This window comes from Chloracidobacterium thermophilum B (assembly GCF_000226295.1).
GTDB lineage: Bacteria > Acidobacteriota > Blastocatellia > Chloracidobacteriales > Chloracidobacteriaceae > Chloracidobacterium > Chloracidobacterium thermophilum.
Window position 1 is genome coordinate 1,480,458 of record NC_016024.1, and the last position, 13,709, is coordinate 1,494,166.

A 13,709-nucleotide genomic window follows, 5' to 3' on the forward strand; every position below is an offset into this window, starting at 1 on the left:
CGCCTAAGAATCATTATCAGACTATTGTTCCACCCTAACCACAACGCCCATTGCATCTCCCCCTTGTGGCAAAATACCCGCGCCACGAGTCACCCAGCATCAACACCCAATGAAAGCCCAGCCTAAAACACCCTTTCTGACCCCGCTGCCACCGCGCCCCCTGCCACCCCCAAAAAAACCGCTGCCCAGCCGCCGGGCCATCACCCGGTGGCTCTACGGACTCAGTGGCATCCTCGTCATCATCAGTGCCGGCGCCGCGCTGTTCTACTTCTCCAAGCCCACTGTCATCGTCCTGACCAACGCCACCGGTGCCACGGTCTATCTCGACGGCGAACCACGCGGTACGACCAACCAACTCAACCGCTTTTCCCTGACCGGCGTCTCCCCCGGCAAGCATGCCATCCGCCTCACCCACCCTGAATACCTCGATACCGAGCAGGTCATCACCGTCGAGTATGGCTTCCTCGCCACCAAGGTTAACCTGCCCCTGCGCCCCGCCAGGTTCACGCTCACTATTCAGACCGAACCTCAGACAACAGTCCGACTCGACGGTATCCAAGTCGGAGAAACTGATCCCCAAACCGGAGTGCTCGCCATCCAAAACGTCCGGGTTGGAACCCACCAGCTTTCCCTGCAGCGGGCCGGCTACCTTCCCTTTGCCAGCCCGGTTGACATGCCGGAAAGCGACCACCAGGTCACCTTCCCACTCCACCTCGACCTCAACGGCTACTGGAAAGGCACCTGGCAGGAAGCGGCCACCGGCAAGGCCGGCGAGTTTATCCTCAGCCTTGGCCAGACCGGCACCACCCTTTCGGGCCTCTGGGAAGAGCCAGGCCCTGCGCCAACCAAGCCTCCACGGTCATTTCCCGTTCTGGGCCGCCTCCTCGACCAGCAGCGCCTGACGCTCGAACGCAAAGACGAAACCGGACGCACCCTCACCTTTGAAGGACAGGTCTCCGCCACCGGACGCGACCTCCTCGGCACCTGGCAGGACGGCAAACGCACCGGTCACTGGACCGGCAGCCGCTCTGACACCAAACCCACCTTCAGCCCCCTTCCCGGCGTCCCGCCACTCCCCACCGCCGTTGAGCCGGGACCACGCCTGACCATGCCGGCTGACGGACTGCCCACCCTTTCCCCGGCACCGCCGGGCTCTGCCCTCACGGAGAGCAGTGATCCCTCCCCGCTCAGCCGTGCCCAGTCCCTCTATGAACAGCGGCGCTACGACGAGGCCCTCGCCCAGTGCGATGCCATCCTCAAACAGGACCCCAAGAACAACGCCGCCCGCGACCTCAAGCGTCGTATCCAGAAGTCACTCGATATTCTCAAGGCGCCACCTGTTGACAATGAAACCCCATCGCCATAACGGGACTTCCTTCCGGAACACGCCCACGCCATACTGCCCGTGATTATCCATACCGACGAATTCATACCGACGAACCTGTGCCATGCCAATGCTGAAATCCCTCCTGTGCTGGTTGTTGATCATCCTGCCCTTCATGCCTGCCGGGTACGCCCAGCAGGACACCAGGCCCCTCTCCCTCGAACAAATCAAGCGCCTGATCCAGAATGAATTTCCTGATACGGCCCTGGCCGGCGAAATCCGCGACCGGGGCATTGATTTCGCGGCCACCTTTGACCGGCAGACCCTCGAATCCCTCCGGCTGCTCGGCGCCCAGGAAAAAACCCTGCGGGCGCTCGAACCGTACCTGCCCAAAGCTTCCGTCCGCGTCATCACCAAACTTGACCGCACCACCGTCTTTGTGGACGGCAAGCAGTACGGCATCACCGACTCAACCGGCGTACTCCAGATCAACGATCTTGAACCCGGCGAACACCTCATCGAAACCCGTAACCGCCCCCGCTACAAAGACGGTCAACTCCGGGTCGTCCTCCGCCCCCGCGACAACCAGGAAGTCGTCTTTGAACCGGAAGTCAATGTCGGGACGCTGACCATCACCCCCCTCACCCCCAATCTGGAAGTGACGGTCTATAACGAACTTGCCTCCCTGACCGGGACGTTTGCCAAACGGGAACTTGCCCCCGGTATCTACACCCTCCAGGCCCGCAGCCGCTGGCATCAACCCATTACCCAGATTATCCAGATCAAAGCCGGCCAACACCTGACTCTGCCCATCGAACTGGAACTTGACGAAGCCCTGCTCGAAACCACCGTACTTGAAGCCCAAAAAGCCTTTTTGAGCAAAGATTACGCCAAGTCAGTCAATATCCTGCTTGAAGTCCTGAACATCACCCCACGCAACCTGCCGGCGCTCAACCTCCTGGCCCAGAACTACCTCCGGCTCAACGACACCCCCAACTTCACCGCCACCGCCAAGCGCATCCTGGATGCCGACGGCACGCTCGACTTTGCGCTCCTGCTCCACACCGAGAAAAAAGGACCGCAACCGGTCCGCCTCCAGCTTTCCCGTACGTCCCTCACCCTTGAATGGCTCGATGGCAGCGAGACCCAAACCTTCCCACTGGAAAACTTCTCACGGGCCTTTATCCGGGGCGATGTCCAGAGCGAGGTCTTCCTTGTTCTGGCCGGTGCACGCACCCCGAAGCGCATTCCAGACCTCCAATTTTCCATGGCCAACACCTATGACCCCCGGGATGAAAACCGCGAGCCACAACTCTCTCAGCGTGACAAAATCAATCTACTCTGGAACATAGAAGAAGTTTTACGGTTTTCACTTGAAGTTCACCGGGAATTCCTGGCCGTCGCAGCCACCCGCCCCAGCCGCGAACCCGCCAAGCCCGCCGACCAACCCCCGTCCGGCAAAGGCAAGCCAGCGGCCCCGACTCCCAAAGAACAGGAACCGGTGCCGGACACCCCCAACCAGACTGCCCGGAAAGAACCCGGCTCCGACCAGAAAACTCCCCAGCCAGACACCAGGAATGACTCCCGGAGGAAGGGAGACGCCCAAAAAACCAAAGATACCAAGCGTAAGGAAACCAAACCTGAAGTAGCACAGGAAAAACGGAAGGACGACCGTCCGCCGTCCACCCCGGACAGCACCGCCCCCAACCGCACGGCCCCGGCACCTCCAACCAGGCCTGGCAAGGACACCCGTTCTGCAACCTCTCCAAAGGTCACGGACGAAAACACCAGCCTTGCCGCACTCACCCCCGACGGTCCTGTGCCAGCCGCAGCGCCGCCCAAGACCAAACCTTCCAAAAAAGAAGCCCCAGTCACCCCTGGCAAACCAGACACTTCTCAAAAAACCAAACCCTCCAGAATGATGGAGCAAATGCCAGCCCCTCGCTCGCTGCCCACCGCCGACGATGACCTTCCCACCGGGGCCCCCTCACCCGTCCGCGCCCGTGCCCTCATCGGTACCATGCTTGGCGCCGTTGGCGGACGCGCCAATGTCGAACGCATCACCGCCGCCCAGTTCTACGGCACGCAAATCATCACTGAGCCGGACCTGACCACCCCGACCTCCGCCCCCGACCCCAAGCCCATCCGCCAGTTCTGGACGCGTAACAAACAGCTCCGCTTTGAAATCTCCCCCGGAACGCCTACCGGCCTCGTTTACCTCCGGGTCGAAAAGGACTTCTGGCAGCGCGCCAACGGGCGTGTCGAACGCATCACCCAGACGGAACTTCTCCGACAGGTACGCATGCAGTCCAAGCTGGCCGGTGCCGGCTTGTACCAGCAGCTCCTGTCCCCGGAAAACAAGGTCGTCCGCTTTTCCCGCCACCTGGCCGACGGCCGCGTGGAGGAGACCATCCGGGTCACGGACCGCGACGGCGATACCTACGATGTTGTCATCGACCTCGAAACCCGCCGCCCGCAGAAGTGTGCCTACCAGTTACCCACCGACCTGGGGCAGCCCCTCCAGATCGAGGAACGCTACGAGGACTTCCGGCCGGTTGGAGATGTGTGGCTGCCGCACCGGATCATTCGGAGCGTGCAGGGTGGGCGCACCGTCACCCTGACGTTCACGGACATCCAGTTGCCGCCAGCGCTCAGCGGCGACCTGTTCCGCAAGCCATGAAGATCCGGCGGATTTCTCGCTCTTCTGACTGGTGACGGACACGCTCCTCCTCCCCGCCCCCTTCAACCCCGACCTCACCCTGTGTGGTGGGCAAGCCTTCCGGTGGACGAAAGACCCTGCCGGCCCGGCCTACCAGGGCGTCGTCGCGGACATGGTGGTCTGCCTCACCCCAACGGCCTCCAGTGACGCGGCTTCCGGCAACTGGCGAATTCAACTTCTCAGCCACCCGCTCACCCCGGCCCGGCAGCGGCAACTCCGGGTGTACTTCGATCTCGACCGGGATTACACCGCAGCTCACCAAGCCGTCGTCGCGCGTCTGACAGCCCTTCAGAGCCACGGACAACGTCCGGAAACCACATTCCCGGCAGATGATTCGGCAGACGAACCGGCAAATGACCCGAAGCGATCCCCGGCTGACAGCTTCCCGGCAGCCGTCTGGTTCACCCCAGACTGGCACCACCTGACCGGACTACGCCTCCTGCGCCAACCTTGGTTTGAGGTCATGGTGTCGTTCGTCATCTCCAGCAACAATCACCTGCCACGCATCCGCCAGATCATAAGCATTATCAGCCGCACGTTCGGACACCCCATCACCCCCACTGACTACACCTTCCCCACCCCGGAGGCCCTGGCCGCCGCCTGCCCCGGCACCCTGCGCCATACCTGCCGCGTCGGCTACCGCGACCACGCCCTCCACCAGCTCGCCACCCAAATCGCCCACAACCTGACCTTCTGGGAAACGGCCGCCGCCTGCCCCACCCCTGAACTCCGCCGCCACCTCCTGGCGCTCCCCGGCGTCGGACCCAAAGTTGCCGAATGTATCCTTCTCTTCGGCTTCCACCGCTGGGAAGCCTTCCCCATTGATGTCTGGGTCCGCCGGGCCCTCCTCACCTGCCTCGGACGGACAGCCGCTCCGCCTCCGGCTAACCGCGAACTGGCTGCCCTTGCTGCCGACACGTTCGGCCCCTTTGCCGGACTTGCCCAGCAGTACCTCTTTGAACTCGCCCGGCTTCACCGCCCCCACCGTCCCAAGCCCGGCGCTGCACCGGATGAGGGTAGCCCACCCTTACAACAACCGGGTATGATGTGACCACACCATCACTGACGAAATGGAACCCCTGCAAGCACCACCAAGGAAGCTGTGCCATGCCTGAGTCGCCCCAGCCACCAACCTATCCTGCCGAAGGCACATCGGCTGCCCCCGCCGCGCCCTCGCCGCCCACGACTGGACTGCTGACCACCGTCGGCGTGCCCGACCTGCTGCGCCGGGCCTACAGCGAACGCTTCACCGGCGAACTGCTCCTGTCCCGGGGAGACGAGCAAAAACAGATTTACTTTGAAACCGGCAACATCGTCTTTGCGGCCAGCAACCAGCCGGCCGACCGCATCGGCGCCTCACTCCTGCGGCAGGGTCTCATCACCCAGGCCGACTTCGACCGCATCCTTGCCCAGGCCCACGAAGGCAAACGCTTCGGACAGGCCTTGGTTGAAGCCGGATTGATGTCCGAACGCGACCTCATCACCAACATCACCTTTCAAATCCTTGACATCATCTACTCCGTCTTCAACTGGACGACCGGCAACTTTGAATTCATCCCCGGTGAACACCGGGTCGCTGAAGAACTCAAACTCAAACTCACCACCGCCAGCATCATCCTGGAAGGCGTCCGCCGCCTTGAGGACTTCGGCATCATCCGGCGCGGCCTCGGCGACCTCAACCGCTTCATCGCCCCTTCTTCCTCGCCGCTGCTCCGCCTGCAAACCGTGACGCTCAAACCCTTCGAGCGCCAACTTCTGGAACTCATCACCCAGCCCCTTGACCTGCTCCACATCCTCGTAGTGGTCAACGCCCCACCGGCTGCCACCCTCAAAGCCATTTTCGGACTCATTTCCGCCGGCATTCTCGAACAAACCGAGCCGCCGACGCTGTCGCGCGATACCGGCAAATTTGAACTGCCGGCGGCGCTCCGGCCGGTCATCCCGCTGGCCACGCCCACGACAGCGTCTCAGGCCCAGCCAGCCTACAGCCCGGACTACGCCGCTTTCCGGTCACGGCTCGATGAACTCTGGACGCGCATCCGTCTCAATAACCCGCACCTGATCCTCAACGTTCCCGTCGGCGCGACCTTGGAAGACATCAACGTGGCCTACCTGCGCCTGGCCGACCAGTTCCACCCCGACCGCTTCCTCACCGCGCCCATCCCCCTGCGCCGTGAGGTGGAAGAAGCCTTCCGGCATATCGTCCAGAGCTTTGAGTATCTCCGCCAGCAGGCGCTTCAGATACGCCTCCAGCGCACGACCGGCCGTTTCACGGCCACCCCTCACGTGGTCCGAACCACTGGGGCCTACCCGATGGCGCCCCTGCCCCCTACACCCCCGACACCGCCGCCGCCAGCACCACCGCCCCAAAAGCGAACCGCCACACGTACTCCCAACCCCGTCAAGCCCACCGGCAACGCCGAAGTGGACGCCGCCATTGATGACTTTCTGGCCTATCTCGACGACCAGAAAGCCCCGCTCGTCGTCAGTGACTCCCTCTCCCTGCTGCTTCGTACCGAGCCGCCCTTTGCCCTCCCCCGTGAGCGGGTGGCTGAAATCGTGGCTGGCTGGGCCTATAATCAAGCCAGCCAGCGCCAGCGCCCCCTCAACGAAATGCTGCTGGCGGCGCTGGAGGACATTCGCCATGCGGAACGTGCGCGGGTTCTCAAGGCGTTCAACCCGGATACGTTTTACGAAGCCTTTGTCGCCGACCTCATGCTGTTCTGCCCCCCGGAAGAGCAGGAACTTTTCCAGCTCAAGCTGGGTGCTCTGCGGGACTTTCTACGTCACGCCTGACCCCGCGCCATCCGCCCGGTGGCGCCCCCTTGGAGGATCGCCTATGTCGTACATCACCCGTTGCCTTCACGACGCCCGTCGGTGCTGTCTGGTGTATGCCCTGATGGGAAGTTTAGCCCTTGGACTCTCCCTTGGCAGTGCACCGGCTACGGCGCAATCGCCTAACGATCCCCCCACCCGGCCGCGCACCCATGCCCCCACTTCAAGCAACCGCGTGACGCTTCCGGCCGGCACGGCCCTCACTCTCGAACTCCTGACCCCGGTTCACACCCGCATCAATGCGCCCGGTGATGAAGTCATCGCCCAACTCCGCGAGTCAGTACGCCTTGCTGACGGCACGCTTGTGCTCCCACGTGGCACGGAAGTGCGTGGCACGATTGCTGCGGTCAACCCGGCCAGGATGCCCCAGCGGGCCGCCCGCCTTCAGATGTTTTTTGATACGGTCATCACCGATTTGGGCAACCAGCCGTTGGCTGCCGTCGTGGTTTCCATTGACGACGTGGGCAACGAAGCCCGCCTGCGCGCCGACCAGAGCGGAACGGTCTCCGGCGGCCACAGCGGACGGCGCACCGTCCGGAATGCCATCAATGGCGGCTGGTTGGGCAGCATTGGCTCTGGCATCATCGTCCTGTCCGGCGGCAGCGGCGCGGCGGCAGCCGGAACCCTGGGCGGCGGGGCCCTGGGCGGCGTCCTGCTCACCCGTGGCAACGACATCCGCCTGCCATCCGGGACGATCATCCGCCTGACCCTGACCAAGCCCAACACCTTTACGCTCTAAACCCCGCGCCTCCCGGCGCGGGCAACCACATCCTCCGCACGGGACAGCACAAGGCAGCCGTGAAGAAATCCATTCCACCCGCCCCCACTCCAGAGACGACCCCCCACCAACCACAACCTTACGTTCCGGCCCACCTTACCCATCCGCGCCGGCACCGCACCCGGCGGCGCGGATGGCAACGGACCCGCCTCCCCAACGGGCTGACGGTCATCGTCGAACCCATGGCACACATACGTTCCGTGGCCGTGTCGGCGTGGAGCCGGATTGGCGCCCGCCATGAGCCGGCGGCTTACAACGGTATCAGCCACTTCGTCGAGCACATGCTGTTCAAAGGCACCCGGCGCCGCACCACCCGCCAGATTGCCGTCGAAAGCGACCGGCTCGGCGGACAGGTCGAAGCCGCCACCATGATGGAAGGCGTCAACTATTACATCCAGACGCTCGACCTGTACCTGCCCCAGGCCCTGGACCTGCTCCTGGACCTGCTGGGCGCGCCGCGTTTTGACGAAACAGAGTTCGCCCGCGAGCGCAGTGTCATCCTCGAAGAAATCAAAATGATTGCCGACAACCCCGAAGAGCTGGCCTTTGAGCACTTTCTGGCCAACTTCTTCCCACAGCACGCCCTGGGACGTCCGATTGAAGGCACCCCGCGTACCCTGCGTCGCTTGACTCCCGAAGACCTCCGGCACTTTCACCATCTGGCTTACCACCCCCGGCACCTTGTCATCTCCGTGGCCGGCCACGTTGACCCCGCACTGGTTCTGGAGCACTGCCACACCGGCTTTGCCGGAACAACACCGCCTGATCCAGCACAACTTGAACGGTATCAACTACTTGAACCTTATGTCGGCGCGCCGACGTTCTGCCTCAACGAGCACCGCGACACCGAGCAGGTTCACCTGCTCCTCGGCCTCGCCGCCCCCTCCCTCCTGTCGCCCGACCGGACGGCTTCCACCCTGCTGGCAACCCTCCTGGGCGGCGGCCTCAGTTCGCGCCTGTTCCTGCGCGTCCGGGAGGAAGCCGGACTGGCCTACAACATCTATGCCGATGCCATGGCCTACAGCGATGCCGGTGTCTTCCTTATCTATGCTGCCGTGGCCCCACGCAACCTCAAGCGGACCGTCCGCGCCATTCTCACGGAAGTCGCCGCCGTCGCCAGCGGACAGTTCACGGACGACGAAGTTGAGCTTGCCAAAGCCCAGCACCTGACCAGCCTCCACCTCGGACACGACACAAGCAGTGTCCGCGCCAATCAGAATGGATACCAGGAAATCACCTTCGGGCAAATCTTTAGCCAAGAAGACCTGGAGCAGGAAATCAACAGTGTCACCCGTTCCCAACTCCAGCTTCTGGCCCGGGAACTCTTCGCCGGAAAAGTCTTTTCCGGACTGGCTCTCGGCGACCTGGGACGTTACCGGCTTCACCCCGCCAGCCTGTACGTCCCACGCCATGTTTCACGTTCAACCGTTCAAGTGATTTCTTGAAAGGGCCGGCAATGTCCACGCAACACCAAAAACATCACCCGGAGCCACATGCGATTCACCCTCCTGGCCAGCGGCAGCACCGGTAACGCCACCCTCATCGAGACCGCCCAGACCGCCGTCCTCATTGACGCCGGACTGTCTGCCCGCACCCTCGTGCGCCGGATGACCGACATCGGCTTTGACCCGACCCGCCTGGCGGCCATCTTCATCACCCACGAACACAGCGACCACGTCGGCGGCCTTTCCGTCCTCTCCCGCCAACTCGCCCGGCCGGTGTTCATCGCCCCGGCCACCCGCCGGCAACTGCGGTTCAAGGACCGGGACATGGCCTCCATTCCCTGGGCTGACCCCCTCGCGGCCGGGCAACCCGTGGTCATCGGCGACCTCACCCTGACCCCGATCGCCGTCCCCCACGACGCCGCCGAGCCGTTCATCTTCACCGCCACGGCCGCCGGGGTCAAACTCGCCGTCGTCACCGACCTGGGCTACATTCCCCCCCACGTCGCCCATCACCTGACAGGCTGCCAGGCCCTTGTCCTCGAAGCCAACCACGACCGCGACATGCTCCGGGCCGGCCCCTACCCTTGGGAACTCAAACAGCGCATCAGCAGCCGCGTCGGCCACCTCTCCAACGAGGATATGGCCCGCTTCCTGCGGGAAGATTTTGACGGTGCGGCCGCCCACATCGTCCTGGCCCACCTGAGCCAGCACAACAATCACCCGGCACTGGCCCGCCTGGCCGCCCTCCAGGCGCTTGATGCGCACTACCCGCACCGCACCTGGGAGACGGTCGTGACCGTGGCGCCGGCTGCCGGCCTCCCCCACTGGTGTCCCCTGTAGGGTTTCCACCCCCAAGTCCACGCACCCTCTGTACAACGGCTATGCCCCGCTCCGATTTTGCCTTTGCCTATCCCCTGCGCGTCCGCTGGGCCGAAGTGGACGCCCAAGGCATCGTCTTCAACGGCCACTACCTGACCTATTTTGATGTCGGCGTCACCGAATACTGGCGCGCCGCCGGACTCCACTACCCCGGCGATTTCACCACGCCCGACAGCGACCTCTTCCTCATCCGGGCCACCGTCACCTATCATGCCCCGGCGTATTTTGATGACCTTCTCGAAATCTGCGTCCGTTGCGCCCGGTTGGGACGCTCCAGCATGACCTATGCGCTCGCCATCTACCGCCAGGACACCCACCTGACCGACGGAGAACTCATCTACGTCAACGCCAATCCGAAAACCCGCACGGCCCAACCGCTCCCGGAGGCCCTCCGGGAACGCCTCAGCCGCCTGGCCCCTGTCCCGGATACCACACACCACCCATGATCCCACGTTATGCCCTGCCCGAAATGACCGCCCTGTGGAGCGACGAACGGCGCTTTGCCACCTGGCTGGACGTTGAACTCGCCGTGTGTGAAGTCCAGGCCGAGCTGGGTCTCATCCCGGCCGAAGCCGCCGCCGACATTCGCGCCAGGGCACACTTTACCGTTGCGCGCATTGCCGAAATCGAGCAGACCACACGCCACGATGTCATTGCCTTCACCACGGCGGTCGCCGAACAGATCGGCCCCGCCGCCCGCTACCTCCACTTCGGACTCACCTCATCGGATGTCGTGGATACCGCCAACGCCATCCTCATGCGCGACGCCTGCGACCTGCTCCTGCGCCGCCTCGACGCCCTCGCCGAAGCCCTCCGGGTGCGCGCCTGCGAACACAAGCACACCGTCATGATCGGACGCACCCACGGCGTCCATGCCGAGCCAACGACCTTCGGCCTTGTCCTGGCGCTGTACTACGCTGACCTCCAGCGCAACCGCCGCCGGCTTCAGCAGGCGCGCCACACCGTCGCCGTCGGCAAACTCTCCGGTGCCGTCGGCACCTTTGCCCACCTTGACCCGGAAGTGGAAGCCCGCGTCTGCGCCCGCCTCGGCCTGCGCCCGGACCCAATCAGCACCCAGGTCATCCAGCGCGACCGCCACGCCGAACTCCTGCTGACGCTGGCCCTGATTGGCGCCGGACTGGAGAAGATCGCCCTCGAAATCCGCCACCTGCAACGGACGGAAGTCCGTGAAGTCCGTGAAGCCTTCGGGGCCGGCCAGAAAGGCTCCTCGGCTATGCCCCACAAGCGCAACCCCATCGTCTCCGAGCAACTCTGCGGGCTGGCGCGTGTGCTCCGCGCCAACGCCCAGGCCGCCCTCGAAAACATCGCCCTCTGGCACGAGCGTGACATTTCACACTCCAGCGTCGAGCGCATCATCCTGCCGGATAGCTGTATCCTGGCCGACTACATGCTGGCCAAAAGCACCGAACTCATCACCCATCTCGTCGTGGACGCCGAGCGCATGCGCGCCAACCTCGACAGTCTGGGCGGCGTCACCTTCTCCGGCAGCCTCCTGCTGGCGCTCGTTCAGCGTGGACTGACACGGGAAGCCGCCTATGCCCTCGTGCAGCGCCTGGCGCTCCAGGCCTGGGACGAAGGCCGCGACTTCCTCACCCTGGCCAGCCAGGACGCCGAACTTCAGCAAAGACTCACACCAGATGAACTCCGTCAGCAGTGTGACCTTGCCTGGCAACTCCGCCACGTGGATAAGCTTTTCCAGCGGGTCTTTGACGCCCCGACCGGCGAGGCGCTCCCGTTTGGGCAAACCCACCACCAGCCGGGAAGCCCCAGCGGAGTGGCTGGCAGGGCGGAACTTTTCTAACCACATGTCGTTTCGACAAAGCGATGCTCGACCCGTACCGCGCCCGGCAAACCCAGTCCCGACCAGGGTTTCAATGACCAAACCGTGCCGTCAGGTGATGCCTTGCCGGGCAGACCGGAAAGATGCCGGACAGACGAAGGAGACATATCCCTTATGACGCATTATCAGACGATTGTACCAAGCCAACTCGCACGCACCCTGACCACCCATACCCTCCACCTCAAAACCTGGCTCGCCGTCAGCCTCCTCACCCTAACGGCCCTGCTTGGCGGCATCGGCGGGACGGTGGCTGCCCGCTGGCTCACTCCAGCCACCACCGCCAGCGCCCCACCACCGCCCACGCCAGCCGCCGACCGCCCGGCCGCAACTGAAACCCTGCCCGTCACCGGGCTTTCCCCCGTCGTCAAGGCGACCCTCCCTGCCGTCGTCAATATCTCGACAACCAAAGCCACCCGCGGACAACTCGACCCCGGCCTGGGACTGCCCTTCTTTCCCGACATCTTCGGCCCGCTGCCCCAGCCGCGCCGGGCTAACAGCCTTGGCTCCGGCGTCGTCGTCAGCCCCGACGGCTACCTGCTCACCAACCACCACGTCGTGGACGGCGCCAGCGACATCAAGGTGACGTTTGCCGACGGACGCAGCCTCAAGGCCAAACTCGTCGGCACCGACCCCAAAACCGACATTGCCGTTCTCAAAGTGGATGAAAAGAACCTGCCGGCCATCCCGCTTGGCGATTCCAACCAGCTCGAAGTCGGTGATTTTGTCCTGGCCATCGGCAATCCCTTCGACCTCGGTCAGACGGTGACCTTCGGCATCGTCAGCGCCCTGGGCCGGGGCAACCTTGGCATTGAAACCTACGAAGACTTCATCCAGACCGACGCCGCCATCAACCCCGGCAACTCCGGCGGTGCACTTGTCAATCTTCAGGGCAAGCTCATCGGCATCAACACGGCCATCATTGCCCGTGGTGCCCAGGGCAACCAGGGCATCGGCTTTGCTGTCCCCATCAACATGGCACGGCTGGTCATGGAGCAGCTCATCAGCAAGGGGCGCGTCGTACGCGGCTACCTGGGCGTCACCCTGCAGGACCTCAATGAGGCCCTCGCCAAACAGTTCGGTGTCACCGGCAACCGGGGCGTGGTTATTACCGATGTCGCAGCCGACAGCCCGGCCAGCCGGGCCGGACTTCAGCCGGGCGACGTGATTCTGGAATTCAACGGGCAACCCGTCCGCGACCTGCGCACCCTGCGGCTGACCGTGGCCCAAACCCCTCCCGGCACGACCGTCCAGCTCAGGATTCTCCGCAACAAGACGCCACGTGACATCACCGCCAAGCTCGATGAACTTCCCGAAGACCAACCCCTGGGTGCTCTGCCGGGAGGTGGTGAGGATGACCGTCCCAATGCTCCGGCCGGAAGCGCCCTGCCGGGCGTGACCGTCGGCGAGTTGTCCCCGGCGGTCCGCAGCCGTCTCAACCTCAAGAGCGGGGTTCTTGTGCGGGCCGTCCAGCCGGGCAGCGCGGCGGCCGAAGCCGGTCTGCAGCGCGATGACATCATCCTCCAGGTCAACCAGCAGCCCGTCTCCAGTGTCGCCGCCTTTGACGCGGCCGTGCGCCAGAGCCAGGGCGAGGTGCTGTTGCGCATCTTCCGGGGCGGCGCCAAGCTGTTCCTGGTCGTTCCACGGGATCGCAACTGACCCGGTTCCGGCGTGGCTTGGCGTCCAGCTTCCTCCATCGCTCCGTGAGCGGCCCCTGGGCGGGTCCGCTCACGGAACCGGCCCCTGCAGCCCACGAACAGGCAGCCGGAAGAGGACTTGTCGCTCCCTGCCGGCCACACTACCCTAGCGGTTGGCTCCTGGGAGAACCACCCCCTCAGGCCGGTTTCTGTCAAGATACCGCCCAATTCCTG

The 13,709-nt window shown here is 64.1% G+C and carries 11 protein-coding genes; 10 read left to right on the plus strand and 1 reads right to left on the minus strand.

What is annotated here, in order from left to right:
• Positions 1-109 precede the first annotated feature (109 nt).
• The 9 genes from CABTHER_RS06135 (at position 110) to purB (ending at position 11,802) form a co-directional block, all read left to right on the plus strand.
• The gene (locus tag CABTHER_RS06135; protein ID WP_014099740.1) at positions 110-1,366 is read left to right on the plus strand and encodes a PEGA domain-containing protein; all 1,257 of its coding nucleotides are present in this window, start codon (positions 110-112) and stop codon (positions 1,364-1,366) included.
• Between the two features lie 88 nt (positions 1,367-1,454).
• The gene (locus CABTHER_RS06140) at positions 1,455-4,004 is read left to right on the plus strand and encodes a hypothetical protein (RefSeq protein WP_014099741.1); all 2,550 of its coding nucleotides are present in this window, start codon (positions 1,455-1,457) and stop codon (positions 4,002-4,004) included.
• Between the two features lie 31 nt (positions 4,005-4,035).
• Positions 4,036-5,094, plus strand: coding sequence for a DNA-3-methyladenine glycosylase family protein (locus tag CABTHER_RS15660; RefSeq protein WP_014099742.1), 1,059 nt, complete (start codon positions 4,036-4,038; stop codon positions 5,092-5,094).
• A 56-nt stretch (positions 5,095-5,150) separates the two neighbouring features.
• Complete coding sequence (locus tag CABTHER_RS06150; protein ID WP_014099743.1) at positions 5,151-6,839, plus strand: DUF4388 domain-containing protein; 1,689 nt, start codon at positions 5,151-5,153, stop codon at positions 6,837-6,839.
• A gap of 43 nt (positions 6,840-6,882) precedes the next feature.
• Positions 6,883-7,617 carry a hypothetical protein gene (locus CABTHER_RS06155; protein WP_148263965.1) on the plus strand — a complete coding sequence of 245 codons (735 nt, stop codon included), beginning with the start codon at positions 6,883-6,885 and terminating at the stop codon, positions 7,615-7,617.
• Positions 7,618-7,676: 59 nt separating this feature from the next.
• On the plus strand, positions 7,677-9,101 hold the full coding sequence (locus CABTHER_RS06160) for a M16 family metallopeptidase (RefSeq protein WP_148263966.1): 1,425 nt from the start codon (positions 7,677-7,679) through the stop codon (positions 9,099-9,101).
• A gap of 48 nt (positions 9,102-9,149) precedes the next feature.
• Positions 9,150-9,941, plus strand: coding sequence for an MBL fold metallo-hydrolase (locus CABTHER_RS06165; RefSeq protein ID WP_014099746.1), 792 nt, complete (start codon positions 9,150-9,152; stop codon positions 9,939-9,941).
• 41 nt (positions 9,942-9,982) lie between these two features.
• Positions 9,983-10,426 (plus strand): acyl-CoA thioesterase, encoded by a 444-nt coding sequence (locus CABTHER_RS06170; protein WP_014099747.1) that lies wholly within the window; start codon positions 9,983-9,985, stop codon positions 10,424-10,426.
• Entirely contained in the window at positions 10,423-11,802 is a 1,380-nt protein-coding gene (purB, locus tag CABTHER_RS06175) for an adenylosuccinate lyase (protein WP_014099748.1), read from the plus strand. Before CABTHER_RS06170 ends, purB begins: the two co-directional genes overlap by 4 nt.
• On the opposite strand, the gene CABTHER_RS17225 is transcribed toward purB, so the two are convergent.
• Positions 11,799-11,948 (minus strand): hypothetical protein, encoded by a 150-nt coding sequence (locus CABTHER_RS17225; RefSeq protein ID WP_187288344.1) that lies wholly within the window; start codon positions 11,946-11,948, stop codon positions 11,799-11,801. The genes purB and CABTHER_RS17225 overlap by 4 nt on opposite strands.
• 7 nt (positions 11,949-11,955) lie before the next feature.
• On the opposite strand from CABTHER_RS17225, the gene CABTHER_RS06180 reads away from it, so the two are divergent.
• The gene (locus CABTHER_RS06180; protein ID WP_014099749.1) at positions 11,956-13,497 is read left to right on the plus strand and encodes a DegQ family serine endoprotease; all 1,542 of its coding nucleotides are present in this window, start codon (positions 11,956-11,958) and stop codon (positions 13,495-13,497) included.
• Positions 13,498-13,709: the final 212 nt, after the last annotated feature.

What these genes read in the sequence shown, in the direction of transcription:
- CABTHER_RS06135 (WP_014099740.1), top strand. Translation starts at nt 110, where the DNA reads ATGAAAGCCCAGCCTAAAACACCCTTTCTGACCCCGCTGCCACCGCGC.
- CABTHER_RS17225 (WP_187288344.1), bottom strand. Translation starts at nt 11,948, where the DNA reads ATGTCTCCTTCGTCTGTCCGGCATCTTTCCGGTCTGCCCGGCAAGGCA.
- CABTHER_RS06180 (WP_014099749.1), top strand. Translation starts at nt 11,956, where the DNA reads ATGACGCATTATCAGACGATTGTACCAAGCCAACTCGCACGCACCCTG.
- purB (WP_014099748.1), top strand. Translation starts at nt 10,423, where the DNA reads ATGATCCCACGTTATGCCCTGCCCGAAATGACCGCCCTGTGGAGCGAC.
- CABTHER_RS06165 (WP_014099746.1), top strand. Translation starts at nt 9,150, where the DNA reads ATGCGATTCACCCTCCTGGCCAGCGGCAGCACCGGTAACGCCACCCTC.
- CABTHER_RS06170 (WP_014099747.1), top strand. Translation starts at nt 9,983, where the DNA reads ATGCCCCGCTCCGATTTTGCCTTTGCCTATCCCCTGCGCGTCCGCTGG.
- CABTHER_RS06140 (WP_014099741.1), top strand. Translation starts at nt 1,455, where the DNA reads ATGCTGAAATCCCTCCTGTGCTGGTTGTTGATCATCCTGCCCTTCATG.
- CABTHER_RS06155 (WP_148263965.1), top strand. Translation starts at nt 6,883, where the DNA reads ATGTCGTACATCACCCGTTGCCTTCACGACGCCCGTCGGTGCTGTCTG.
- CABTHER_RS06150 (WP_014099743.1), top strand. Translation starts at nt 5,151, where the DNA reads ATGCCTGAGTCGCCCCAGCCACCAACCTATCCTGCCGAAGGCACATCG.